Source organism: Mesorhizobium sp., assembly GCF_004963255.1.
GTDB lineage: Bacteria > Pseudomonadota > Alphaproteobacteria > Rhizobiales > Rhizobiaceae > Mesorhizobium.
Map to the genome: position 1 here is coordinate 210,663 of NZ_SUGA01000004.1, position 23,176 is coordinate 233,838.

The 23,176-nt window shown below is 64.9% G+C and carries 23 protein-coding genes; 13 read left to right on the forward strand and 10 right to left on the reverse strand.

Features of this window, described 5'->3' with window-relative positions; genetic code table 11:
* The first annotated feature begins 110 nt into the window (after positions 1-110).
* The 5 genes from E5X34_RS07555 to E5X34_RS07575 all read left to right on the forward strand — a co-directional run bounded on the left by E5X34_RS07555 (position 111) and on the right by E5X34_RS07575 (position 3,728).
* Positions 111-809 carry a fumarylacetoacetate hydrolase family protein gene (locus E5X34_RS07555; RefSeq protein ID WP_292562714.1) on the forward strand — a complete coding sequence of 233 codons (699 nt, stop codon included), beginning with the start codon at positions 111-113 and terminating at the stop codon, positions 807-809.
* Positions 806-1,456 carry a maleylacetoacetate isomerase gene (maiA, locus tag E5X34_RS07560; RefSeq protein WP_292562716.1) on the forward strand — a complete coding sequence of 217 codons (651 nt, stop codon included), beginning with the start codon at positions 806-808 and terminating at the stop codon, positions 1,454-1,456. Before E5X34_RS07555 ends, maiA begins: the two co-directional genes overlap by 4 nt.
* Positions 1,446-1,925, forward strand: a complete 480-nt coding sequence (locus E5X34_RS07565) for a DUF4262 domain-containing protein (protein ID WP_292562718.1) — start codon at positions 1,446-1,448, stop codon at positions 1,923-1,925. The genes maiA and E5X34_RS07565 overlap by 11 nt, the downstream gene beginning before the upstream one ends.
* A gap of 55 nt (positions 1,926-1,980) precedes the next feature.
* On the forward strand, positions 1,981-3,024 hold the full coding sequence (locus E5X34_RS07570) for a zinc-dependent alcohol dehydrogenase family protein (protein WP_292562720.1): 1,044 nt from the start codon (positions 1,981-1,983) through the stop codon (positions 3,022-3,024).
* A gap of 122 nt (positions 3,025-3,146) precedes the next feature.
* Positions 3,147-3,728: a hypothetical protein gene (locus E5X34_RS07575; RefSeq protein ID WP_292562722.1), complete on the forward strand. Its 582-nt coding sequence runs from the start codon at positions 3,147-3,149 to the stop codon at positions 3,726-3,728.
* A gap of 15 nt (positions 3,729-3,743) precedes the next feature.
* On the opposite strand, the gene E5X34_RS07580 is transcribed toward E5X34_RS07575, so the two are convergent.
* The gene (locus E5X34_RS07580) at positions 3,744-4,607 is read right to left on the reverse strand and encodes a DMT family transporter (RefSeq protein WP_292562724.1); all 864 of its coding nucleotides are present in this window, start codon (positions 4,605-4,607) and stop codon (positions 3,744-3,746) included.
* Between the two features lie 102 nt (positions 4,608-4,709).
* On the opposite strand from E5X34_RS07580, the gene E5X34_RS07585 reads away from it, so the two are divergent.
* The 3 genes from E5X34_RS07585 to E5X34_RS07595 all read left to right on the forward strand — a co-directional run bounded on the left by E5X34_RS07585 (position 4,710) and on the right by E5X34_RS07595 (position 7,689).
* Positions 4,710-6,128: a PLP-dependent aminotransferase family protein gene (locus tag E5X34_RS07585; RefSeq protein WP_292562726.1), complete on the forward strand. Its 1,419-nt coding sequence runs from the start codon at positions 4,710-4,712 to the stop codon at positions 6,126-6,128.
* 146 nt (positions 6,129-6,274) lie between these two features.
* A complete protein-coding gene (locus E5X34_RS07590) occupies positions 6,275-6,856 on the forward strand; it encodes a TetR/AcrR family transcriptional regulator (protein WP_292562844.1) in 582 nt (193 codons plus the stop codon).
* Complete coding sequence (locus E5X34_RS07595) at positions 6,853-7,689, forward strand: DMT family transporter (RefSeq protein ID WP_292562728.1); 837 nt, start codon at positions 6,853-6,855, stop codon at positions 7,687-7,689. The genes E5X34_RS07590 and E5X34_RS07595 overlap by 4 nt, the downstream gene beginning before the upstream one ends.
* An 18-nt stretch (positions 7,690-7,707) precedes the next feature.
* On the opposite strand, the gene E5X34_RS07600 is transcribed toward E5X34_RS07595, so the two are convergent.
* The 3 genes from E5X34_RS07600 to E5X34_RS07610 all read right to left on the reverse strand — a co-directional run bounded on the left by E5X34_RS07600 (position 7,708) and on the right by E5X34_RS07610 (position 10,174).
* A complete protein-coding gene (locus E5X34_RS07600) occupies positions 7,708-8,205 on the reverse strand; it encodes a MaoC family dehydratase (protein ID WP_095815407.1) in 498 nt (165 codons plus the stop codon).
* A gap of 178 nt (positions 8,206-8,383) precedes the next feature.
* Positions 8,384-8,812 (reverse strand): phasin family protein, encoded by a 429-nt coding sequence (phaP, locus tag E5X34_RS07605; protein WP_292562730.1) that lies wholly within the window; start codon positions 8,810-8,812, stop codon positions 8,384-8,386.
* A 66-nt stretch (positions 8,813-8,878) separates the two neighbouring features.
* On the reverse strand, positions 8,879-10,174 hold the full coding sequence (locus tag E5X34_RS07610) for a DUF445 domain-containing protein (RefSeq protein WP_292562732.1): 1,296 nt from the start codon (positions 10,172-10,174) through the stop codon (positions 8,879-8,881).
* A gap of 209 nt (positions 10,175-10,383) precedes the next feature.
* Here E5X34_RS07610 and rirA point away from each other — a divergent pair, with 209 nt between their 5' ends.
* Complete coding sequence (rirA, locus tag E5X34_RS07615) at positions 10,384-10,845, forward strand: iron-responsive transcriptional regulator RirA (protein WP_292562734.1); 462 nt, start codon at positions 10,384-10,386, stop codon at positions 10,843-10,845.
* Here the strand turns inward: rirA and E5X34_RS07620 are convergent.
* The 5 genes from E5X34_RS07620 to hemP are packed head-to-tail and all read right to left on the reverse strand — an operon-like array spanning position 10,842 to position 14,964.
* Positions 10,842-11,630, reverse strand: coding sequence for a heme ABC transporter ATP-binding protein (locus tag E5X34_RS07620; protein WP_292562736.1), 789 nt, complete (start codon positions 11,628-11,630; stop codon positions 10,842-10,844). The two genes, rirA and E5X34_RS07620, sit on opposite strands and share 4 nt — an antisense overlap.
* Before the next feature lie 7 nt (positions 11,631-11,637).
* Positions 11,638-12,735, reverse strand: coding sequence for an iron ABC transporter permease (locus tag E5X34_RS07625; RefSeq protein WP_292562737.1), 1,098 nt, complete (start codon positions 12,733-12,735; stop codon positions 11,638-11,640).
* 6 nt (positions 12,736-12,741) lie between these two features.
* Positions 12,742-13,635: a hemin ABC transporter substrate-binding protein gene (locus tag E5X34_RS07630; RefSeq protein WP_292562738.1), complete on the reverse strand. Its 894-nt coding sequence runs from the start codon at positions 13,633-13,635 to the stop codon at positions 12,742-12,744.
* Positions 13,636-13,646: 11 nt separating this feature from the next.
* Complete coding sequence (locus tag E5X34_RS07635) at positions 13,647-14,708, reverse strand: hemin-degrading factor (RefSeq protein ID WP_292562739.1); 1,062 nt, start codon at positions 14,706-14,708, stop codon at positions 13,647-13,649.
* A 49-nt stretch (positions 14,709-14,757) separates the two neighbouring features.
* Positions 14,758-14,964 carry a hemin uptake protein HemP gene (gene hemP, locus E5X34_RS07640; protein ID WP_040981784.1) on the reverse strand — a complete coding sequence of 69 codons (207 nt, stop codon included), beginning with the start codon at positions 14,962-14,964 and terminating at the stop codon, positions 14,758-14,760.
* 263 nt (positions 14,965-15,227) lie between these two features.
* Between hemP and E5X34_RS07645 the strand changes: the two genes are divergently transcribed.
* Genes E5X34_RS07645 through E5X34_RS07660 form a run of 4 tightly spaced genes read left to right on the forward strand, consistent with a single transcriptional unit; the run spans position 15,228 to position 19,286 of the window.
* Positions 15,228-17,378 carry a TonB-dependent hemoglobin/transferrin/lactoferrin family receptor gene (locus tag E5X34_RS07645; protein ID WP_292562742.1) on the forward strand — a complete coding sequence of 717 codons (2,151 nt, stop codon included), beginning with the start codon at positions 15,228-15,230 and terminating at the stop codon, positions 17,376-17,378.
* Between the two features lie 7 nt (positions 17,379-17,385).
* Positions 17,386-17,820 carry a hypothetical protein gene (locus E5X34_RS07650; protein WP_292562744.1) on the forward strand — a complete coding sequence of 145 codons (435 nt, stop codon included), beginning with the start codon at positions 17,386-17,388 and terminating at the stop codon, positions 17,818-17,820.
* Positions 17,821-17,826: 6 nt separating this feature from the next.
* Positions 17,827-18,915 carry a TonB family protein gene (locus E5X34_RS07655; RefSeq protein WP_292562746.1) on the forward strand — a complete coding sequence of 363 codons (1,089 nt, stop codon included), beginning with the start codon at positions 17,827-17,829 and terminating at the stop codon, positions 18,913-18,915.
* A gap of 56 nt (positions 18,916-18,971) precedes the next feature.
* Positions 18,972-19,286, forward strand: coding sequence for an antibiotic biosynthesis monooxygenase (locus E5X34_RS07660; protein ID WP_042644923.1), 315 nt, complete (start codon positions 18,972-18,974; stop codon positions 19,284-19,286).
* Between the two features lie 162 nt (positions 19,287-19,448).
* Here E5X34_RS07660 and putA read toward each other — a convergent pair whose 3' ends face one another.
* Positions 19,449-23,057 carry a bifunctional proline dehydrogenase/L-glutamate gamma-semialdehyde dehydrogenase PutA gene (putA, locus tag E5X34_RS07665; RefSeq protein WP_292562748.1) on the reverse strand — a complete coding sequence of 1,203 codons (3,609 nt, stop codon included), beginning with the start codon at positions 23,055-23,057 and terminating at the stop codon, positions 19,449-19,451.
* Positions 23,058-23,176: the final 119 nt, after the last annotated feature.

The window sequence follows — 23,176 nt, forward strand, 5'->3', positions numbered from 1 at the left end:
GCATTGTCGTTGAAACGACAGGCCGATGTGCGCGTGGGCGCCCTCAGTCTTGCCCGGCCGCCAAAATCGGCCGAAGGTGCGCATGATTCATGCCGACACAGAGACAGCCCATGCCAGAATTCGTCCTTCCGCCGCCAGCAACCGCCTCGGTCGCCATTGCCGGCTCGGCGGAACGGTTTGCCGTGCGCCGCATCTTCTGCGTCGGCCGCAATTATGCGGCGCATGCGCGCGAGCTCGGCAATGACGAGCGCGATCCGCCCTTCTTCTTCACCAAGCCGGCCGATGCGGTTGTCGACAGCGGCGCCGATATCCCCTACCCGCCGCTGACCTCCAACCTGCATCACGAGATCGAGCTGGTCGTCGCCATCGGCAAGGGAGGCCTTCACGTGCCCCGCGCGGATGCGCTCGCCCATGTCTGGGGCTATGGCGTCGGCGTCGACCTGACCCGCCGCGACCTGCAGGATCAGGCGAAGAAAGCCGCGCGTCCCTGGGACTGGTCGAAGGCCTTCGACCAGTCAGCGCCTTGCGGCCCGCTGGTTCCGGCCACGAAATCGGGACATCCTGACAAAGGCCGCATCTGGCTCGCCGTCAACGGCGCGGTGAGACAGGATGGCGACTTGGCCGAATTGATCTGGCCAATCGCCGACATCATCTCGATCTGCAGCGAGGCGGTCGAGCTTCGGCCGGGCGACCTGATCTTCACCGGCACCCCGGCCGGCGTCGGCGCGGTCCAGGCCGGCGACAGGATCACCGGCGGTGTCGACGGCATCGGCACCGTCGAAGTGACCATCGGGCAGCCGAGGCGATGAGCGAGCTCATACTCCACAACTACTACCGCTCCTCCACCTCCTACCGGGTACGGATCGCGCTGGCGATGAAAAGCCTGGACTACAGCTATGTGCCGCATCATCTGCGCCATGGCGAACATCTCGAACCCGACTATCTCGCGATCAACCCGCAGGGGCTGGTGCCGGCGCTGGTGTTGGACGACGGCAGGCTTTTGACGCAATCGCTGGCGATCATCGAGTATCTCGACGAGATTGAGCCCGAGCCGCCGCTGTTGCCGAAGGATGCGTTGGGCCGGGCCCGCGTCAGGATGCTGGCGCAGATGATCGCTTGCGACATCCACCCGGTGAACAATCTGCGCGTGCTGACATCGCTGCGCGCTTTGTTCGGCGCCGGCGACGAGGACGTCGTCAACTGGTTTCGGCATTGGGTGAACGAAGGCTTCCTGCCGCTTGAGAAGATTCTCGCCTCGTCGCCCGAGACCGGCACCTTTTGCCACGGGGACACACCGGGCCTCGCCGATATCTGCCTTGCGGCGCAGGTGACCAACAACGCCCGCTTCGGCATCGACATGGCACCCTATCCAGTGATTGCCCGCATCAACGCCGCCTGCATGGCGCTGCCGGCGTTCCAGAAGGCAGCGCCGCACAACCAGATCGATGCCGAGTAGGGAAGCCAAAGACGCCGAGGAGGCCAAGGCACTCGCCGACATCGACGAGTATGGCTGTCACATCCTCTATGTGCTGGAGGATGACGAGCATCCGCCCTTCGCCTACTCGGTCGGGATCGAGCACAATTTTGGCGTCCCTGAATTGGTCGTCATCGGGCTCAAGCCGGAGCTTTCGATGACCATCATCAACGAATACTGCCGACGCGTGCGCAGCGGCGAGAGGTTCCGCGTCGGTGAGCGGGCATCGGGTTTCCTGGGAGGCGGCTTCGACTGTCAGTTCGGCGCCGTCCATCCCGATCACTATCCTGAATATTTCGGCTGGGACATATGGTTCTACGACGGACCGGATTTCCGGATCATGCAGCTGATTTTTCCAACAACCTCTGGCGTTTGGCCATGGGATGCTGATGCCGATGAATGGGTTCGCAAGCGGCAGCCCCTCCTAGACCAACCACCGTTACCACCTTAGTTGGGATCGTCGTCCAACCACCTGCCATTGAACTGAGATATTGGGAAGCAATCCAATGAAAGCCGTTGTCTTCGAAAAATTCGGCGAGACGCCGACCGTTCAGACTGTGCCGGATCCAAAGCCCGCCCCGGACGGAGTCGTCATCAAGGTCGAGGCGACCGGCCTTTGCCGCAGCGACTGGCATGGCTGGATGGGCCATGACGATGGGATCACCTTGCCGCATGTTCCCGGCCATGAGCTGGCCGGCGTCGTCGTCGCCGCCGGCAAGCAGGTCAGCCGCTGGAAGGCCGGCGATCGCGTCACGGTCCCCTTCGCCGTCGGCTGCGGCCGCTGCTTCGAATGCACGTCGGGCAACCATCAGGTCTGCGAGCACCAGACACAGCCGGGTTTCACCGGCTGGGGCTCCTTCGCCGAATATGTCGGCATCGAGCATGCCGACACCAATCTCGTGCGCCTGCCCGACGCGATGGAATACGCCACCGCGGCAAGCCTCGGCTGCCGCTTCGTCACTTCCTTTCGCGCCATCGTCGACCAGGGCCGGGTGACGCCCGGCGAATGGGTGGCCGTGCATGGCTGCGGCGGTGTCGGGCTGTCGGCGATCATGATCGCCAGCGCCATGGGTGCCAATGTGATTGCCATCGACCTCACGGACGAGAAGTTGGAATTCGCGAAGAAGATCGGCGCGGTGGCGACGATCAACGCCTCGACGACGCCGAATGTCGTCAAGGCGGTCAAGCAGATCACAAATGGCGGCGCGCATATGTCGATGGACGCGCTGGGACACCCGACCACCTCGTTCAACTCGATTTCGAACCTGCGCCGGCGCGGCCGCCATGTTCAGGTCGGGCTGATGCTGGGCGAGCATGCCCGCCCGCAGGTGCCGATGGACAAGGTGATCGCCTTCGAGCTCGAGATCCTCGGCAGCCATGGCATGCAGGCCTACCGCTATTCCGCGATGATGGAGATGATCCGCACCGGCAAGCTGAAGCCCGAGCTACTGGTCGGCAAGAGGATCAGCCTCGAGGAAGCGCCCGCGGCCCTGATGGCGATGGGCGGCTTCGAAGGGATTGGGATTGGGGTGGTGACGAAGTTCGGATAGCAATCCGGAAAAAATTTGTGCGAGCGCTTTACAACCGGTGCCAAACGTTACACAATCTTAAGTAGATAAAAATAAACGAACACGCATAGATTGATTTCATCCATTTGTGGCTGAGCCCGGAAATGAGACTGTTTCTGCTTTGTCTTTTGTTGCTGTGGCCTACGCTCAGTGCCCGGGCGCAAGACAGTGGAGTCGCTGATGGTGTCCAAGCGCCACATCAGGGCGCCTCAACTCCTGACGAACCCCAGGCTGCAAAGGAATCCACTTTGCGGTTCGAGGATTTTCCAGCGAAAATCTTCCAAAAGAAGGCTGCGAGGAACATTCAAATTCACCCCAATGATTCCTGGGCGCGGGCGGTTAAGCCGGATATTCGCGAAGCATTGAAACGAGGCGCTGATTTTGCCGGCCATTTTTCCGTTGTCTTGGTCAATTGCGGCAACGCTTGCATCGCCGCACGCATGATCGATTTGCGCACCGGTCAGCTCTTCTGGATCCCCGGGGGCTACCAGTTGGATCTGGAATACTACCTGAGGAGCCGGCTGATGAGGGTTGCCTGGGCGGAGCCTTCCGAAAATCCGGTGTGCGTGCGTCAGGATTTTGAGTGGACGGGGCGGAAATTCGTCAAGCGCTACGAGGATCGCGAACACGTCGCCGAAACCTCCGACTGCCCTCCTTTGCCGTACATAGGCAAGCCGCCTCGGTGAGCTCGGCCGAAGCGCTCACCGTGCGAACTTCTTCGCCCCGAATACGCAGGCCACGACGCCGAGCGTGACGACCACCATCAACGGGCTGACCTGTTCGTGCAGCAGGCTCGCCGCCAGCGCCAGGCCGAAGAACGGCTGCAGCAATTGCAGCTGCCCGACGGCGGCGATGCCGCCTTGCGCGAGGCCGCGATACCAGAACACGAAGCCGATCAGCATGCTGAACAGCGAGACATAGCCAAGGCCCACCCAGGCGCTGGAACCGATGGCTGCGAAGGATGGCGGCAGCGTCGCGAGGCTCAACGCCAGCATGACCGGCAGCGACAGCGCCAGCGCCCAGCAGATCACCTGCCAGCCGCCGAGCTTGCGCGACAGCTTGGCCCCTTCGGCGTAGCCCAGCCCGCAGACGATGATGGCGCCGAGCATCAGGCCGTCGCCGAGCGGCGAGGCGGTCACGCCTTGCGCCAGGGCAAAGCCGGCGACCAAAGCGCTGCCCAGGCACGAGAACAGCCAGAAAGCCGGGCGCGGACGGTCGCCGCCGCGCAGCACACCGAAGATCGCGGTCGCCAGCGGCAGCAGGCCGACAAAGATGATCGAATGCGCCGAAGTAACATGCCTCAGCGCCAGCGCCGTCAGCAACGGGAACCCGACCACGACACCCAGCGCAACGACGGCGAGCGAGATCAGGTCGCTGCGCTCCGGACGCTTTTCGCGGAACAGCAGCAGCATCGCAATCCCGAGCAGACCGGCGATCGCCGCCCTGGCCGCCGTCAGGAAGGTCGGGTCGAAATCCATCACCGCCACCCGCGTCGCCGGCAGCGATCCGCTGAAGATCAGCACGCCGATGAAGCCGCTGAGCCAGCCGTCGAAACTCTTTTCCATGATCTGCTCCGTTTGCGCTTCCCTACCGGCGCGGGCCATGGTCTTGCCAGATACAATGGAGTACAATTCCACAGAACTGTAATGGTCGGCAGGGAGGTACAGATGGACGCATCAGGCCCGAATGCCAGCGGCGCCACCCTCGTCGAAACCGTCATGGCGGCAATCCGCCAGCGTATCGCGGCGCGCACGCTGACGCCCGGAGCCCGCCTGCCGTCGATACGGGCCATGGCCAAATCCATGCAGGTGTCGAAGTCGACCGTGGTCGAAGCTTATGAGCGCCTCGCCGCGGAAGGTACGATCCGTTCGCGCCCGGGCTCGGGTTTCTACGCTGCCGGCCAGCTTGCGCCATTGTCGCTGGCCGAGATCGGCCCTCGGCTTGACCGCGCGGTCGACCCGCTCTGGGTGTCGCGGCAGTCGCTCGAAGCCGGCGAGGACATGCTGAAGCCCGGCTGCGGCTGGCTGCCGGCGTCCTGGATGCCGCAGGCAGCCTTGCGCCGGGCGCTGCGCAGCGCGGCGCGCGCTGACGACGTGGCGCTAGCGGACTACGGCACGCCGCTCGGCCTGCCGCCGCTGCGCCAATTGCTGGCAAGGCGCATGGCCGAGCACGGCGTCGAAGCCTCGCCCGACCAGATCATGCTGACCGACTGCGGCACCCAGGCGATCGACCTTTTGTGCCGCTTCCTGATCGAGCCCGGCGATGCCGTGCTGGTCGACGATCCCTGCTATTTCAACTTCCACGCCCTGCTGCGCGCCCACCAAGCCAAGGTGGTCGGCGTACCCTATACGCCTTCGGGTCCGGATATCGAGCTTTTCGCCGCGGCGCTCGCCGAGCACCGGCCGCGCCTCTACATCACCAATTCCGGCATCCACAACCCGACCGGCGCGATCCTGTCGCCGGTCACCGCGCACCGGTTGCTGAAGCTCGCCGACCAGGCGGATCTCACCATCGTCGAGGACGATATTTTCGCAGACTTCGAGCACAGCCCCGCCCCGAGGCTCGCGGCCTTTGACGGGCTGCAGCGCGTCGTCCAGATCGGCTCCTTCTCCAAGACGCTGTCGGCCTCGGTGCGCTGCGGCTTCATCGCGGCGCCCCCCGACTGGATGGAAGGCCTGACCGATCTCAAGATCGCCACGACATTCGGCGGTGCGCGGCTGTCGGCCGAACTGGTGCTGACCCTGTTGAAGGACGGCAGCTACCGCAAGCATGTCGAGCAGTTGCGCACGCAGCTGTCGCGCGCCATGGCCGGGACCGCCGGCAGACTGAAGGCGATGGGCATCACGCCCTGGATCGACCAGCCCGCCGGCATGTTCCTCTGGTGCCGCCTGCCCGACGGCATCGACGCGGCGGAAGTCGCGCGCCATGCGCTGTCGGACAATGTCGTGCTGGCGCCCGGCAATGCCTTCAGCCTGTCGCACACCGCCGGCCGCTTCATGCGCTTCAACGTGGCGCAATGCGAAGATCAGCGCATTTTCAGAGCTCTGGACAAAGCGATGGCCGCATCCCGCAGCAAAGCCGCGTAGGCGCGACCTCGGTTGCCCAAACGATCTTGCGGGCTCGAAGCCGGATGCCGGTCGCGCTTGCCTCCCGCCTCCGGTCCAACCGGCAATTGACAGGCCTCGTCGCGCAAGACATAGATAGACAGACCTGTCTCACCGCAACTGCTGTCATGACGGAACCGACCCGGACCGACAAGCGCCAGCACATCGTTGAAACCGCCTATGGCCTGTTCAAGCGCGTGGGCTTCCACGCCACCGGCATCGACCGCATCATCGCCGAAGCCGACGTGGCCAAGATGACCATGTACCGGCACTTTCCCAGCAAGGACGATTTGATGGTCGAGGTCCTGGCCTACCGTGCCGGGCGCTTCGAGCGTCAACTCGACCGTCTCGCCGAACAGGCGGCCACGCCCGAACGGAAAATCGGCACAATCTTCGACTGGTACGGTCGCTGGTTCCGCAGCGCCGACTTCCACGGCTGCCTGTTCGCGCATGCCCTGGCCGAGTTCGGCGACCCGGCGCACCCGGTATTCCAGGCCGGCGCCAGGCAGAAGAACGACCTCAAGAGGCGCATGCGGCTGATCCTCGAAGAGATGATGCCCGCCGACGAGGCCGACAGCACTTCGGCCGCCCTGCTGATGCTGATCGAAGGCGCGACGCTGATGGCCCGGATAGGGCAGCCAGACACCGCCATTCGCGACGCCCGCAAGGCGGCAATGGCCATCCTCGCCGCGCCGGGGAGGCCGCAATGAGCGCGACGGTCATCGGCCTGGCGCTGTTCGCCGCGATCCTGCACGCCAGCTGGAATGCCTTCCTGCGAACCGGCAGCGACAGGCTGTGGACCGTCACGGTCATGAGCTTCTCGGCAACGATCGCCGCCGTTCCGCTGGCGCTGTTCCATCCCCTGCCGGCGGCGTCGGCCTGGCCCTATATCGTTCTCTCGGCCTGCCTTCAGGTCGGCTACAGCTTCTTTCTCGTGGCGGCCTATCGCTACGGTGAATTGGGACAGGTCTACCCGATCGTTCGCGGCTCTGTGCCGCTCCTGGTGACGGTTGGTGGTTTCGTTCTGGCCGGTGAGCGCCTGAGCACGCTTCAGACCCTTGGCGTCGTCCTCGCCGCGCTCGGCATCATGAGCCTTTCCCTTGGCAAAGGGCGCGCGGCGACCAAATCAATCCTGTATGCCCTGGCGACCGGCGTGATCATCGCGGCCTATGCGACAGTCGATTCCATCGGTGTCCGCTCGGCGGGAAGCTCGGGCGCCTACACGGCCTGGGTGCTGTTGACCTACGGCGTGCTGCTGCCGGTCACCTTCGTCATCTACCGTGGCAAGCTCACCGTCGACTTTCGTTCGGCGGACGCGCTGAAGGCGCTTGGCGGCGGGATTTTCGCCCTGATTGCCTACGGCGCCGTGGTTGCGGCCTTCGCGCTCGGGCCAGCCGGTCCGATCACGGCCATCCGCGAGACGAGCGTGGTTTTCGCGGTACTGATCGGACGGCTTTTCCTGGGAGAGACACTGACGCCGAAGCGCATTGCGGCCTGCGGCGTTGTCGCGCTAGGCGCGATCTGCCTTGGCTATCATGGGTGATGCCGTTCTCAAACGCTCCTAAGCGCCCGCCCGCTTGCGGCGCTCATACATCATCACCAGCGTCTCGGCGGTCAGCGCCGGCTTCTGCTCGCCTTCGATCTCAACGGTGTTGGCGGCCTTCATAAGATACTGGCCGGGGCCGCGATCCTCCATGGAAAGCAGCGTCGTGCGCAGCCTGATGCGAGCCCCGGCCTTGACCGGCGCCAGGAAGCGCACCTTGTCGAAGCCGTAGTTGAAAGCGGCTTGCGTGTTTTCCGGCACGATGCCCATCTCCAGCGCCAGCGCGCCGATGATCGACAGGGTCAGATAGCCATGCGCGATCGTGGTGCGGAACGGGCTCTGCCGCTTTGCCCGCTCGGGATCGACATGAATCCACTGATGGTCGCCCGTGCACTCGGCGAACTGGTCGATGCGCCGCTGGTCGACCGTCGTCCAATCGGACACGCCGAGCTCCTGCCCGGACATTGTGCGCAACTGTTCAAAAGTCGGCGGCGTTCTCCGCCGTGGTTCGGTCATTCCGGCTTTCCCGTCACTCTTGCCTGTCTCCCGATCACGAAGCGGCAGCCTCTGTCAATTCGCCGCCCCGCGATTTTCGCCGGTAGAGTTGATGCTTTTAGGGCAGGCCAGAACGCTCAAGCGCCTGCGCCGGTTGCATCGCATGTCGGTCTATGATGGGCCGAAACCGCCGGACAGCCTATTTCTTTTCGTAGCCGGCGCGGATTTCCGCCATCGCATCCCTGATCCGGTCGCGCAGGATCTCGACCGATTCGGTGCTGGATTTCCGTACAAGGTCAGCCACTTCACTGGCGTTCTTCAGCGTCGTCTCGAACGACTTGCGGGCAAATTCAGCCTGCTTGCTCATCAGGTCCTGCGGGTTGCCGGGCGCCTGGTAGTTCTGCGCCATCCGCGTGACCTCGTTGATGGCATTCTGCACCATCTCATGCTGCCTCGCCAGCACCGAGGAGGCGCCGGCCGCGCCTGCCCGCGCCGACTTTTCCAGCGCTTCGAGGTTCTTGCGATGATGGTCGAGGATCGCCTGGACATCGACGTTCGGCAGTTTGAGGTCGCGGCCGAACCTGCTGAACATGTCGAGGAACGAGTCGGATTCCGGTTGTTTTGCCATGCCCTGCCTCCCGTTTTGCTGCCCTTGCGGCGTGCCAGAAGGAGAATAGTGCCAGTTGGGCCCGCGTCAATTGACCAGAAACAGCCGCTCCGCCGTATAGAGCGCCAAGCCGGCCAGCCCGCCGATGATCATGCCGTTGAAGCGGATATATTGCAGGTCTTTGCCGATATTCGTCTCGATCAGCCGCGTCAGCTGCGCCAGGTCCCAGCGCTTGACCTGGTCGGCGATGAATGTCGAAACGCCGCTCTTCTGGCTTTCCACGAATGAAGACAGCGCCACGACAAAGCCCTGGTTCATGTCGGCCCTGATCTGGGCGTCATCCGCCAGATGCCGGCCGACTTCGACGAACATGTTCGCGAGGTGTTCGCGTATCGTCGAACTCGGCGCATTGACATCCTGCTCGATGAACAGGCGCAGGCTCGCCCAGGCATCGCCGGCCAGCGCCCTCACCTCCGGGCGGTCAAGAAAATCGCGCTTCAGCTTCTCGGCGCGCCTTGCATATTGCTTCGAGGTCCTGAGCCGCTCGATGAAGCCGAGCGCGAAACGGTCGAACTCGGCGCGCATCGGGTGATCGGGATCTGCCCTCACCTCATCCAGCAGCGAACCGGCCGAGGCGACGATCTTCTTCAACAGATAGGCATCGGCGCGGAACAGGTTGAACAGCGACGGCAACTCCTCGCGGATCTTCTCGCGCATCGTGGCCAGCGCCTGCTCGTCGTTCAGGAAACGCCCGACCACCCGCGTGAATTCATCGAACAATTTCTGGTGGCGACGATCGTCGGTCAGCGCCGACAGAATATCCGCCGCAAGCGGCGCCAGCGGCACCTTTTCGATCTGCTCCAGCATGCGGCTGGTGACGAAGTCGCGCAGGCCGGATTGCTCCACCGCCCTCAGCGTCTGCGGCACCAGCCGCGCGACGAATCGCGACAGGCCGGCGGCGCGCTCGGCGTCGGCCAGCCAGTCGGCGACCAGGGCAGCGAAGTCGACCTCGGCGAGCTTTTCGCGCACCGGCTCCGGCGCTAGGAAATTGGCCTCGATGAAGCGGCCGAGATTGTCGGCGATGCGGTGCTGGTTCTCCGGGATGATGGCGGTGTGCGGAATGGGCAGCCCGAGTGGCCGCCTGAACAGCGCCACCACGGCATACCAGTCGGCGATGCCGCCGATCGTCGCCGCCTCGGCGAAGGCAGCGACAAAGCCGAGCCACGGATAGGCAGCCTGGAAGGACTTCGCCAGCGCGAAGACGAGGATGCACAGCGCGAGCGCGGCCGCGGCGATGAATTTGGTCCGCCGCAGCGCCGAGAGCTTTGCCTGCGCGTCAGCGTCGAATCGAACCGGCGCGAAAGCCGGAGCTGATTGAGACATGAAAAGGCCGTTTCCTGTTTGCACCCGCCTCTATCTAGTGCCTGCGCCGGCGAAACGCTCGCCCGAAGCACAGGAGGGCAAATCGGGCCGCCATCGCCCGGCCCGCACAAAAAAGTTGACACGATTATTCAGCTATGTGCCAGTCCAGTCTGGAATTGTTCCAAACTATGGGCCATATTCGGCTTAAGCTAATATTTCGCGAGGATACCATGCGGCTCACGCGCCAGACCAATTATGCGATGCGCATCCTGATGTATTGCGGCGCAAATACCGACAGGCTGAGCCGCATCCCCGAGATCGCCGCCGCCTATTCGGTGTCGGAACTCTTCCTGTTCAAGATCCTGCAGCCGCTGGTCGAGGCCGGCCTCGTCGAGACCGTGCGCGGCAGGAATGGCGGTGTCAGGCTCGGCCGCCCGGCCGAGCAGATCAGCCTGTTCGATGTCGTGCGCGTCACCGAAGAGAGCTTTGCCATGGCCGAGTGCTTCGAGAACGACGCCGCCGAATGCCCGCTGGTCGACAGCTGCGCCCTGAATTCGGCGCTGCGCGAGGCGCTCAACGCCTTCTTCGCCGTGCTTTCCCGCTACACGATCGCCGATCTGATCGCCGCGCGCCCGAATGTGCGCCACCTGCTCGGCATCGACCTTTTGGAACAGCGCGCGCCGGCGGCCTAGGCGGCGGACTGCGGCAACACGAACGGCACGCTTCCTTCGGGCAGCGCGCCGACCTTGAGCCTGCAGTCGAACACCTTTTCGATCAGTTCATCGTTCAGCACATCCGCCGGTGCACCGGCGGCCGCCAGCTGGCCACGGGAGAGCACGAAAATCCGGTCGGCATACATGGCCGTCAGATTGAGGTCGTGCAGGATCGCCACCACGCCGCCACCGCGCCGGGCGAAATCGCGCGCGATGTTCATGATGATGAGCTGGTGCTTGACGTCGAGGCTGGAGACCGGCTCGTCGAGGAAGAGACAGCGCGGCCGGCCTTCCAGCACCGGCGCCCAGACCTGGCAGAGCACGCGGGCAAGCTGCACGCGCTGCTGCTCGCCGCCTGAAAGCTCCTGGTAGAAGCGGCCGGCAAAGCCGTCCAGGTCGACGCGCGCCAGCGCCCGCTCGGGCAAACGCGCATCCTCGCCGGGCAGCACGCCCGGGCGCCCGCCGATCAGGCCGAGGCGCACGATCTCGCGCACCGTGAATGGGAAGGACAGCGCCGTGGCCTGCGGCAGCACGGCGCGCAGCGTGGCTACCTCTACAGCCTTCATGGCCGACAGATCGCGGCCGTTGAGGGTGACGGTGCCCGTATAGGCGAGCTCGCCGGTGAGTGCCTTGAGCAAAGTCGTCTTGCCGGACCCGTTCGGCCCGACGATGGCCGAGACCTCGCCGGGCCGCGCCGTGAAGTCGACATGCGACACGATGCGCTTGCCGCCGATCGTCACCGAAATGTCGCGCGCTTCGATCATGGCAAGCTCACAGATCAATGATGCCGCGCTTGCGCAGCAGGATCCACAGGAAGAACGGCGCGCCGGCGACCGCCGTGACGATCCCGATCGGCAGCTCGGCCGGCGCGACGATGGTGCGGGCGACCGCGTCGGCGATGAGCAGCAGCGATGCGCCGAGCAGCGCCGAGGCCGGCAGCAGATAGCGGTTGTCTGGTCCGATCGCCAACCGCAGGACATGCGGCACGACGATGCCGATGAAACCGATGCCGCCGCTGACCGCGACCGAAGCGCCGACCGCCGCCGATACGCCGACGATGGCCGTGTATTTCAACCGCTGCACCGGGATGCCGAGATGGCCCGCGGTCGCCTCGCCCAGCGCCAGCGCGTTGAGGCCGCGCGACAGGAATGGCATCGCGGCCAGCGCCAGGATGATCACCGGTCCGACGGTGCCGATCTTCGGCCATGTCGCGCCGGCAAGCGAGCCGAGCTGCCAGAAGGTCAAGTCGCGCAGCTGCCGGTCGTCGGCCATGAAGATCATGATGCCCGTGAGCGCCATGGCGAGGGCGCTGATGGCGATGCCGGCAAGCAGCATCGTGGCGACCGACGTTCGTCCCTGGCGGGTGGCGATGGCATAAAGCAGCAACGTCACCAAGAGCCCGCCGAAGAACGCCGCGAGCGGCAAGGCGAGCGTGCCGAACGCAAGCGTCACGGGCGCAAGCCATGTGGTGCCGAGCACGATAATCGCCACAGCGCCGAGGCTGGAGCCGGCTGAGACGCCGATCAGGCCGGGATCGGCAAGTGGATTGCGGAACAGACCCTGCATCACCGCGCCGCAGACAGCGAGCGCTGCGCCGATGAGCACGCCGAGCAGCACGCGCGGCATACGGATGTCATAGACGATCAGCCGGTCGCGCGCGGCAAGCGCCGCATCCGCCGGAATGGCCCCGGTGAACCAGTCGCGAATGACGCGAACGGCGGACGCGTCGGAAGCGCCCGACGTCAGCGACAGGAACACCGAAAGGGTCAGCGCCAGGCACAAAAGCGCGATGACGACCCTTGCCCGCGCCGAGCGATCGCCCTCGGCTGCCATCACCCTGCCCACATCTGCTATGGACTGTTCGGCCATCGCCGCTCAGTCCGTGACCTGGTTGCCATAGAGCGAAACGGCCAGATCGTGGATGGCCTCCGCCGTGCGCGGGCCGAAGCCGAGCAGATAGCCACCCCACATGCTGATCATCTTGCGGTTCGTGCCTGCCGGGGTCGAGGCGACAGCAGGATTGGCGAACAGCTCGTCTTCCGAGATCGGCGGCCCGCCGCCTTTCATCGTCAGGATGACATCCGGTTTGGCGCTGACGATCGCCTCATCCGTCATCCCCTTATAGCCGGAAAAGCCCTCGACCGCGTTGACCGCGCCGGCAAGCTTGATGATCCCGTCGGCCGCGGTGTCGCTGCCGGCGGCAAGGATCTTGCCGCCTTGCGTCGACAGCACGAACAGCACGCGCTTGCGGTCCTTGATCGAGGCCGTCTGCTTTTCCGCCGACGTCAGCTTCGCGTCCGTCTCCGCGGCCAGCCTCTCCGCCTTGGCTTCAACCCCCAGCGCCTTGCCGACGATGCGTATCTTTTCGAGGATGCCCTCATGGTTGAAGTGATCCGGCACCTCGATGAAAGGCACGCTCGATTTCTTCAGCACGTCGACCGCTTCTTTCGGGCCGCTGCCCTGCAGCGCCAGGATTCCGGTCGGATTGACCGACAGGACACCCTCGGGCGAGAGCGCCCGCATGTAACCGACATCCGGCAGCTTCGCCGCCGCCTCGGGATAGGTGCTGGTCGAATCGCGGGCCACGAGACGGCCCTCCTCGCCGAGCGCGTAGACGATCTCGGTGATCGATCCGCCTATGGAGGCGATCCGCGAGGAGTCGGAAAAGACAACCGTGCCTTCTTCCGCCTTGGCTGGCTGGATGGCGACGACAAGCAGGACACCGAGCATCGGGGCAAGCGCCGTGCGAAAACGGAGAACAAAGCGCATTGGGTGCTACCTTATGCAGCGGTGGGGCTTGGGATGCGGGGCAGGTTCTCGGCGAGAAAACGCCAGTCTTCCCGCTCGCCTTCGCCTTCATGACGCTTGCCGAAGAACTGGATGATCATGCTGCCATTGTCATCATAGGCCTCCAGCGAGGTGACGTGGCCGTCCTTCGTCGGCTTGCGCACCGCCCAGACCTCGTGGATGTGATCGGTCCTCAAATGCAGGTGGAAGGTCTCGTCGAGCACGTTGATCCACGGCCCCATCGGCTTGACCGATTTGATCGGGCCGGAATGGATCTGGATGCAGCCGCGATTGCCGACGAAGCACATGATCGGCATCCCGCCTGCAGCGGCGTGATGGAACATGGCGCTGACGGAATCCTTGTCGAGCAGCCAGGCATAGTCCTGGCCCACCATGCGCACCGCCTCGCGGCGGCTGAGCTTCAGCGTCTTCAGCATGCCGAAGAACTGATGCACATCGGTCAACCGGCTCCAGCGGTCGCGCAGATCGTCGATCGAGGCAACCGAACCCTGCCCTTCACCTCCCCTTTCCGCGGCGCTTGGGAGGATCGCGACGGTCGGTTCCTGGTTCAACGATTCGAGGCTCGCCACCAGTTTCTGATAGGCATAGAGGTTCGACGCCGGCCGCAGATGCACCTTGTGCACCGCCTCGCCCGCCGCGTCGAAGAACTGCAGGCTGCGGCGGATGTCGTCGCCGTCGCGCTTCTCGACGGCAAAGCCATGCGCCCAGACCTTCGGGAAGATGCGCAGGTCGATGTTTTCGCCGAGCACCATGGCGTTGTGGTTGCCGGTCACGACCTTGTCGTAGACGCCGATCTTTTCATGCACGGCGCTTTCGTTGCGGGTAAGCGCCATCACCTCGCCGACCGCCTCGAGGCCGGTCAGAAGGTCGTTGACGCGCGGCTCGACACGCACCGCGCTGATGCCGCATTGCGCGGCGACCAGTTCCCCTTCCGAAATGCCCAATTGCGCCGAGAGATCGCGCTCCCGCATTTTCGGATTTTCTTCTCGCGCCCGCCGGATTTCCTCCGGCGACGGCTTCACGCGCTGGTCCATGTCGTTCACCTGTATTGCTTGATGTTCGTCTATCGCCCGCCGATGGTGGTCACTTGTTGAGGATCAGCTTGCCCTGGCGGGTGATCTTAAGGCGGTACAGCGCGCCGTGGTGTTCGATGCCGATCTCGTGCTCGCCCTGGAACAGCGTGTTGCTGGAGAGCGTCCTCACCGCCAGCGGCACACGTTCGTAACGCATCTGCGTGTCTTCCGGGCGGCGGACGCGATAGCGGAAATCGTTGGGATTGTGCGTGTTCATCGGGTCGGTCCTTTCCTCTGACGGCCACCTTGGCCGCAGCCTCATAAAATGCCGATTCAATTCTTGACTTGAATACTCATGTTTACTAGTCAGTGCATTACCGGACTAAATGAGTCAACATTTAAGACGCCGGACATGATCAAAAATGCGAGCGAGCCATTGGCCAGCCAGCTACGAGCCTGAAAATCTGGAGTTGGGGCATGGGGTTGGTGACTTGGGGACGAACGGGCCTGGCGGGCGAGAATGCGGGTCCGAGCTTCCGAATGGCAAGCGGGATTGCCATCTTGATGGCCGGAGCGGCGGCGATCGCGCTCAGCGTATCGGCGGCAAAAGCGCAACAGGCCACGCAGCCGGCGACCAGCCAGCAGGCCGATCAGAAAAAGAAGGCTGACGAGAAGGCCGCCGCCGAAGGAACCTTGCTCGACAAGATTCTCGTCGTCAGCCGCACCGGCGAGACGGCAATCCAGTCGCTGGCCTCAGCCAGCCATGTCGATCAGGAGCAGCTCGACCGCCGCATGGCGACGACGCCGAACGAGATGCTGCTCGGCGTGCCCGGCGTCGCCGTGCAGGCCGACGCGCGCCGCGTCTCTTCGAGCATCAACATCCGCGGCCTACAGGATTTCGGCCGCGTCGCGGTGATCGTCGACGGCGCCAGGCAGGATTTCCAGCGCTCGGACCACGGCACGCAGTCGACCTTCTATGTCGATCCTGAGCTCATCAAGTCGGTCGACGTCATCCGCGGTCCCGTCGCCAACACCTACGGCTCCGGCGCCATCGGCGGCGTCGTCTTCTTCGACACCAAGGACGCAGCCGATTTCCTCAGGCCGGAAGAGACCTGGGCCGGTTCGCTGACCGGACGCTATGAGAGCAACGGCAAGGGCTGGACCACCAGCGCCACCGGCGCCTACAAGATCAACGACAACTGGGACGTTCTCGGCAACATCGTCTATCGCGACTATGGCGACTACAAGAACGGCGGCGGCGACACCGTTGCCGGCACCGGGTTCGACGTGCTGAGCGGCCTGCTCAAGACCACCATCCGCCCGACCGAGAACAGCGAATTGAAGCTTGGCTGGGTCGGCTCCAAGGACGGCTGGACCGAGACCAGCGGCGGCGTGCCCGCCAATGACGTCGATCTCAAGTCGAACACCTTCACGGCTCGCTACAACATCACCGACGACGCCAAGAGCTGGCTCGATCTCCACATCAACGCCTCCTACAACAAGACCAATCTCGACCTGACGACGCTTGTCCCGCAGAACCGCTTCGATCCGACCACCGGCCTGCCCGTGGTGCTGCCGCCCGGCTCGCTGTCGACCTTCGATGTCGGCACGACCGGCATCGACATCTGGAACACCTCGCGCTTCGAGACGGCGAGCGTCGCGCATGAGCTGACCTATGGCGGCGACTGGGTCGGCGACGATGTCGATACCGGCGGCAGCGCCGGCGGCGACAGTTTCTACACGCCGTCGGGCAAGCGCAATGTCTCCGGCGCCTACATCCAGGACAAGCTGACTTGGGAATGGCTCGAGGTCATTGGCGGCCTGCGCTACGACAATTACAGCCTGAAGGACGACACGAACGAGACCTCAGGCGACAGGGTGTCGCCGCGCATCACCGTCGGCGTGTCGCCCTTCGAAAGCGCCGGCCTTGCAGGTCTGCAATTCTATGGCACCTATGCCGAAGGCTACCGCTCGCCCTCGCTGACCGAAACGCTGATCAGCGGCAACCATCCGGCCGGCGTCAGCTTCCCGTTCCTGCCCAATCCGAACCTCAAGCCCGAGACCGGCAAGACGGTTGAGTTCGGCGTCAACTACAAGCAGAACGACATCATCGAGGCCGGCGACGCGCTTCGCCTCAAGGCCGCCTATTTCAACAACAATGTCGACGACTACATCGACGGCGTGACGCTCTCGCCCTTCGATCCGACCAGCGGCTGCCCGTTCGGCCCGGGCATTCCGATCTGCTTCCAGTACCAGAACTTCGCCAAGGCCAAGATCAACGGCTTCGAGCTGGAAAGCGTCTACGACGCCGGCTGGGGCTATGCCGGCCTGTCGGCCTCGATCATCAACGGCCACACCATCTCGTATGAAGGCGAGCGCGCCGACCTTGCCACCATCCCCTCATCGCAGGTGACGGCGCAGCTCGGCTTACGCTTCCTCGAGGACAAGCTGACCGTCGGCGGCGAAGTGCAGTATAACGGCAAGCCGAAGGGCAATGCGGTGGCCAAGGATTATACGCTGGTCAATGCCTTCGCCAGCTACCAGGCGACGGACAGTCTCAAGCTCGACTTCCGCGCCGACAATCTGTTCGACGTCAAATACACCAACCCGCTCAACGGAAGCACGACAGCCGTCCTCTACGAACCCGGCGTCACGCTGAAGCTCGCGGCAACCATGCGCTTCGGGGGCTGAGCGAGACATGAAACGCTTGACGGCATCCTTTCGTCTGCTGACCTCGACGTTCGCGATGTCGCTTGCGACGGTGCCGGCGTGGGCCCAGTCCGCGCCGGCCCTCAGCCTCGAGCTCAACGCCGCGCAGCCTTCGGAAAAAGGTTGCCGGCTGACCTTCGTCGTCAACAATGCGCTCGGCGCGGATCTCTCCAAGGCGGGTTTCGAGATCGCGCTGTTCAACGAGGCCGGCGTCGTCGACCGGCTCACCGTGCTGGATTTCAAGGACCTGCCCGCCGGCAAGACCAAGGTCACGCGCTTCGACCTCGCCGGCGCCGACTGCGGCAAGCTCGGCCGCGTGCTGATCAACAGCGCGACCGAATGCGCCGGCGCTGGCGTCGATCCGGCGGCCTGCATGCGCGCGTTGAAGACATCGACCAGGACCGGCATCGCTTTCGGAGTTTGACAAGCAGTGGGCTTCGAGCCGGCACGGACCGCCTTTGCACTATTCACGGCCGGCATGGACCTGGGGCTGCTTGCGGCAACCGATCTTGATTTGACAAGGACGCGTCGCTTGCCGCAGGTCTCCCCGCGAGCCATGCAGGACATCGCCCCCCTCCCCGACGCCGACAGCGAACCGGCGATCCAGTCGCCCGAGCCGCTCGCGCAGGATCGGCGGTCGGCGCACGACCGCAAATGGCCGGTGGCGATTGTCGTCTCCGGCTTGCTCCATGCCGCCGCCGCGGCGGCGTTTTTCATCGCGCCCGCCGGAACATTCGACCCCCTGGACGCGATCCAGGCCGAGGGCAGCAGCCAGTCAGGCGCCGACGCCCAGGGCAGCGCCCTCAATGACGCGACGCCCGGCGCGGTGGATGTAACCTTGGTGGCGGATCCGCAGCCGGTGAAGCGCCAAGCTATCCAGCCCACTCCGCCGGCCGAAGCGCCGCAACCGGCCAGCCAACCTGTAACGCCTCAGCCTCCGGCTGAAGCCGCCCAGGAGCCCGCTTCCACGCCCGATATCCTAACGGCCGCCACAGCGCGCCAAGACGATCAGAGCGTGCCCATGGCCGGCGAACCGGCGCCTGCGACCGAGCCGCAAAGCGCTGCCGCGTCGCCTGCCGAACCCGAACACCCACCGGCCCCGGCGGCAACGTCGGGCGCACCGGCAGGATCGGGCCAACCCGTTGAGACGCGCGGCACGGAAACAGCGGATGGCGACGCGCGCGATGCGCCGACCATCGCCAGCAGGGGTAAGATGAAGGCCGGCGCCGGCAATGCCCTGGAATCCCGCTACAGCGGCGAAATTCAAAAGAGGCTCGCCCGCGCCAACCGCCGCATTTCGAAATCGGTCCAGGCAAAGGCCCGCAACAATGCCAGGGTGGTGTTTGTCGTCATGGCCGACGGCAGCATCAGCGACCTGCAGCTCGCCGAAAGTTCCGGCTCCGCCGAGCTCGATCAATTCGCTTTGACGCTGGTGCGCAAGCAGGCACCGTTCCCTCCCATTCCACCCGAGACAGGAAGATCAAGTTGGGTGTTCAAAGCGCGGATCGGTCCCTTCTGAAGTCTCGGTTGAAGCCATCCTGAACGCCACAATTCATGCAATTCGAAAGGAAACCAATGTACATCGCCATGAATCGCTTCAAGGTCCAGAACGGCTCGGAAGAAGCCTTCGAGGATGTCTGGAAAAACCGCGATTCCAGCCTCTCGGAAATGAAGGGTTTCAGGGAATTCCACCTGCTGCGCGGGCCGGTCAACGAGACCGAGGGCTATACGCTGTTTGCCTCGCATACGGTCTGGGCAAGCCAGGAGGATTTCGTCGCCTGGACGAAGTCGGAAAACTTCCGCGCCGCCCATCGCAACGCCGGCGGCTCGAAGGTTCATTACCTCGGCCACCCGCAGTTCGAAGGCTTTTCGGTCGTCGAAGGCGCTTAGTTTATCTCTGCTGACCAGTAAGGGCGTGTTGAGATTCAGGTCAGGCCGAGTCGAAAACGGTGGCTTCCGAGAACCGGAGCGGAGCGTACTTAAAGTACGTGAGCACCGGAAGCGCAGGACGCCATCGTTTGCAGGCCGGCCTCACCTGAATATCGATACGCCCTATGCTGCAGCCAGCAGGCTGGCGTTCCCTCCTGCCGCCGTCGTGTCGACGCAGACCGCGCGCTCATGCGCGTAGGCGGCCGGGTTGAGCACCTCGCTGACCAGCGGCACGATCGGCCCGGCGCGGTCGGCGATCACCTTGCGCACGATGCGCGCCGCTTCCGGCGTCCCGGAAAAGGCGACGACATCGACGCGCAGCGAGCGCGCCTCGACCGGATCAGGCCGGCCGTCGATGGCTGCCAGCGGCAGGCCCTTGCCGGTCAGCGCCGAGAGTGCTGCCGGCGCGCCCGGCGCCACGGCAAGCACCGCATTGCCGGCCGCGAGCGCCTGGATCGTCTGGGCAAGTAGCGTCTCGGTGTCGGGGCCCAGGCACAACACCCGGCCGCGCGGCGCCAGCGACAAAGTGTTGGCTTCGCCGGTCGGTCCGGGCAGGTCGACCTGGCCGAAATCGAGGCTGGCAGCCGCGGCGATCGCCGCCGCGCCCTTGCCGCGCAGATGCTTCCTCAGGATAGCGACGCGGTCCGGCCGTGTCGACCAGCCGCCCAGCGCCGGATCCGGCAGATTGTCGGCAAGCTCGGTCGCGGTCACCTTGTGGCCATCGGCAACCTCGGTGCCGGCCTCCGGCCCCTTGCGGAAGCGGCGCAGGTAATGCGGTCCGCCTGCCTTCGGCCCAGTGCCCGACAACCCCTCGCCGCCGAAAGGCTGCGAGCCGACGACGGCGCCGATCTGGTTGCGGTTGACATAGATGTTGCCGGCATGGATGCCGTCGACGAAATGCTGGACGCGTCCCTCGATGCGCGTGTGCAGGCCGAAGGTGAGGCCGTAGCCCTTGCGATTGATGGCGGCGATCACCTGGTCGATCTCGTCGGCGTCGAAGGTCGCGACATGCAGCACCGGGCCGAACACCTCGCGCTCCATCTCCTCGATGCCTTTGACGCGGAAGACATGCGGCGCGACGAAACGGCCGGTGGCCGGAGCTTCGATCCTGGCGATCAGCCGGCCTTCCAGCCCCTTCTTCTTGCAATAGTCGCTGATCGAAGCCTGCGCCTCGTCATCGATGACCGGGCCGACATCGGTTGAGATGGCCCAGGGATTGCCGACGTTGAGCGCCTCCATCGCGCCCTTCAGCATCTCCAGCATCTTCTTCTCGACGTCCTTCTGGACGTAGAGCACGCGCAGCGCCGAGCAGCGCTGGCCGGCGCTCTGGAAAGCGGACGCCAGGATGTCGCGCACCGCCTGCTCCGGCAGCGCGGTGGAATCGACGATCATCGCATTCAAGCCGCCGGTCTCGGCGATCAGCATCGCATCGGGAGCCGCGGTCTCGGCCAGCTGCTTCTCGATCAGCTTGGCGACCTCGGTCGAACCAGTGAAGCAAACGCCTGCGATGCGCGGGTCGGCGGTGAGCGGCGCGCCGACCGTGGGGCCATCGCCCGGCAGAAGCTGGATGACGTCCTCCGGAACGCCTGCCTCGCGCAGCATCTCGACGGCGCGGAAGGCGATCAGCGGCGTCTGCTCGGCGGGCTTGGCGATGACCGAATTGCCGGTGACCAAAGCCGCCGCGATCTGGCCGGTGAAGATCGCCAGCGGGAAATTCCACGGCGAGATGCAGACGATCGCGCCGCGCGCCTCGGTGCCGGCTTCCGCATTCGCCGCCTCGGCCGCGTAGTAGCGGAGGAAGTCGACCGCCTCACGCACTTCCGCCACGCCATCGGCCAGCGACTTGCCGGCCTCGCGGGTGGCGAGAGCGAAGAACTCGGCTGCATTGGCCTCGTAGAGATCGGCGGCGCGGTTGAGGATCGCGGCGCGCTCGGCAACCGGGCGCTTCGCCCAGGCGGCTTGCGCGTCGACGGCGATGCGCACGGCGGTCGCCACTTGCTTGGCCGCCCCCTCATGCACGGTGCCGACGATCTCGTCGGGCTTGGCCGGATTGACGATCTGGCGCTGCTTGCCGTAGCCGGCGGCGCGCGTGATCGGCTTGGCATGCCAGCGGTCCGCTCCGGCAAATTCCGCCCTCGCCTTGTCGATGGCTGCGAGCGTCACCGGATCGGTGATGTCGAAGCCTTTGGAGTTGCGGCGCCCGGCGCCGAAGATCGCGGCGGGCCGCGCGATCGCCGGATTGGCCGCGGGCCCTTGCGTCTCGACAACCGCGAGCGGATCGCGCGCGATCTCCTCCGGCTCGACTTCCTCGTCGGTCAGTTGGTGCACGAAGGAGGAGTTGGCGCCGTTCTCCAGCAAACGCCGGACCAGATAAGCGAGCAGGTCGGAATGCGCGCCGACCGGCGCATAGATGCGGCACCGCGTGCCTTCGGCCTTGCGCACCGTCTCATGCAGCGCCTCGCCCATGCCGTGCAGGCGCTGGAACTCGAAGCTGTCGCGGTCCTTCGCCATCGACAGGATCGCAGCGACCGTGTGCGCGTTGTGCGTGGCGAATTGCGGATAGATGCGGTCGGTCATCGACAAAAGCTTCTTCGCGCAGGCCAGATACGAAACGTCGGTGTTGGCCTTGCGGGTGAAGACCGGATAGCCGGTAAGACCCAGCGTCTGCGCCCGCTTGATCTCGGTGTCCCAATAGGCACCCTTGACCAGCCGCACCATGATCCTGCGGTCGTATTTCTTCGCCAGCGCATAAAGCCAGTCGATGGCGAAAGCCGCGCGCGGGCCATAGGCTTGGACGACGACGCCGAAGCCGTCCCAGCCGGCAAGTTCCGGCTCGGCCAGCACGCGTTCGATGACATCGAGCGACAGGTCGAGGCGGTCGGCCTCCTCGGCATCGATGTTGAGGCCCATGCGCGAGTGCCGGGCGGCAAGGGCCAACGACAGAAGACGCTCGGCCATCACCGGCAGCATGGTCTCGCGCTGCGCCACCTCGTAGCGCGGGTGCAGCGCCGAGAGCTTGACCGAAATGCCGTGATTGTAGCGGATGTCGGGGCCGTTCGACCCGGCATCGAGCGACGAGATCGCATCCGCATAGGCGCGGTGGTAGCGCAGCGCGTCGGCCTCGGTGCGGGCCGCCTCGCCAAGCATGTCGAAGGAATAGAGATAGCCCTTCTGCGTCATCGGCCGGCCGCGTTTGACGGCCTCGGCGATGGTGCGGCCGAGCACGAACTGCTCGCCCATCTCGCGCATCGCCGCGGCGACCGCCTTGCGGATCACCGGCTCGCCGAGCCTGCGCACCATGGCGCGCAGCGTGCCTTCGATGCCGCCCTCGCCTTCGTCGAGCACGCGGCCGGTGAGCATCAGCGCCCAGGTCGAGGCGTTGACGAAGATCGAGCTTGAGCCGCCCGAATGCGCCGACCAGTCATGCGGCGCGATCTTGTCGGCGATGAGATCGTCCATCGTCTCCGTGTCGGGCACGCGCAGCAGCGCTTCGGCCAGGCACATCAGCGCCACGCCTTCCTTGGTCGACAGGCCGTAGGCCGAGAGGAAGACCTCCATTAGCCTGGGATCGGTCGAGCCGCGCACCGCGCGCACCAGATCGGCCGCGCGCGCCGAGATCGCCTTGCGCTCCTCGGCCGACAACCCCGCCGTCGCCGACAGGCGCTTCACCGCCTCGTCTTCGTCGGGCAAATAATTGGCGCGGATCTGCTGGCGGATGGCGTCGAGCGGCATATCGGGTCCATGAAAGCGAGCGTGAGCGAACGGTCAGGCGGTCGCCGGACCGAATGGCGCAAAGCTAGCACAGCTTCGGATTCCAGTCGGTCCAAAGAAATCGACATGGCGGGCCAATT

Coding starts and splice junctions, on each gene's coding strand:
- E5X34_RS07565 (WP_292562718.1), top strand. CDS start 1,446: ATGCCGAGTAGGGAAGCCAAAGACGCCGAGGAGGCCAAGGCACTCGCC.
- E5X34_RS07590 (WP_292562844.1), top strand. CDS start 6,275: ATGACGGAACCGACCCGGACCGACAAGCGCCAGCACATCGTTGAAACC.
- E5X34_RS07635 (WP_292562739.1), bottom strand. CDS start 14,708: ATGGACCAGCGCGTGAAGCCGTCGCCGGAGGAAATCCGGCGGGCGCGA.
- E5X34_RS07610 (WP_292562732.1), bottom strand. CDS start 10,174: ATGTCTCAATCAGCTCCGGCTTTCGCGCCGGTTCGATTCGACGCTGAC.
- rirA (WP_292562734.1), top strand. CDS start 10,384: ATGCGGCTCACGCGCCAGACCAATTATGCGATGCGCATCCTGATGTAT.
- E5X34_RS07595 (WP_292562728.1), top strand. CDS start 6,853: ATGAGCGCGACGGTCATCGGCCTGGCGCTGTTCGCCGCGATCCTGCAC.
- E5X34_RS07625 (WP_292562737.1), bottom strand. CDS start 12,735: ATGGCCGAACAGTCCATAGCAGATGTGGGCAGGGTGATGGCAGCCGAG.
- E5X34_RS07575 (WP_292562722.1), top strand. CDS start 3,147: ATGAGACTGTTTCTGCTTTGTCTTTTGTTGCTGTGGCCTACGCTCAGT.
- putA (WP_292562748.1), bottom strand. CDS start 23,057: ATGCCGCTCGACGCCATCCGCCAGCAGATCCGCGCCAATTATTTGCCC.
- E5X34_RS07570 (WP_292562720.1), top strand. CDS start 1,981: ATGAAAGCCGTTGTCTTCGAAAAATTCGGCGAGACGCCGACCGTTCAG.
- E5X34_RS07620 (WP_292562736.1), bottom strand. CDS start 11,630: ATGATCGAAGCGCGCGACATTTCGGTGACGATCGGCGGCAAGCGCATC.
- E5X34_RS07555 (WP_292562714.1), top strand. CDS start 111: ATGCCAGAATTCGTCCTTCCGCCGCCAGCAACCGCCTCGGTCGCCATT.
- E5X34_RS07585 (WP_292562726.1), top strand. CDS start 4,710: ATGGACGCATCAGGCCCGAATGCCAGCGGCGCCACCCTCGTCGAAACC.
- phaP (WP_292562730.1), bottom strand. CDS start 8,812: ATGGCAAAACAACCGGAATCCGACTCGTTCCTCGACATGTTCAGCAGG.
- E5X34_RS07600 (WP_095815407.1), bottom strand. CDS start 8,205: ATGACCGAACCACGGCGGAGAACGCCGCCGACTTTTGAACAGTTGCGC.
- E5X34_RS07580 (WP_292562724.1), bottom strand. CDS start 4,607: ATGGAAAAGAGTTTCGACGGCTGGCTCAGCGGCTTCATCGGCGTGCTG.
- maiA (WP_292562716.1), top strand. CDS start 806: ATGAGCGAGCTCATACTCCACAACTACTACCGCTCCTCCACCTCCTAC.
- hemP (WP_040981784.1), bottom strand. CDS start 14,964: ATGAACACGCACAATCCCAACGATTTCCGCTATCGCGTCCGCCGCCCG.
- E5X34_RS07660 (WP_042644923.1), top strand. CDS start 18,972: ATGTACATCGCCATGAATCGCTTCAAGGTCCAGAACGGCTCGGAAGAA.
- E5X34_RS07630 (WP_292562738.1), bottom strand. CDS start 13,635: ATGCGCTTTGTTCTCCGTTTTCGCACGGCGCTTGCCCCGATGCTCGGT.
- E5X34_RS07650 (WP_292562744.1), top strand. CDS start 17,386: ATGAAACGCTTGACGGCATCCTTTCGTCTGCTGACCTCGACGTTCGCG.
- E5X34_RS07645 (WP_292562742.1), top strand. CDS start 15,228: ATGGCAAGCGGGATTGCCATCTTGATGGCCGGAGCGGCGGCGATCGCG.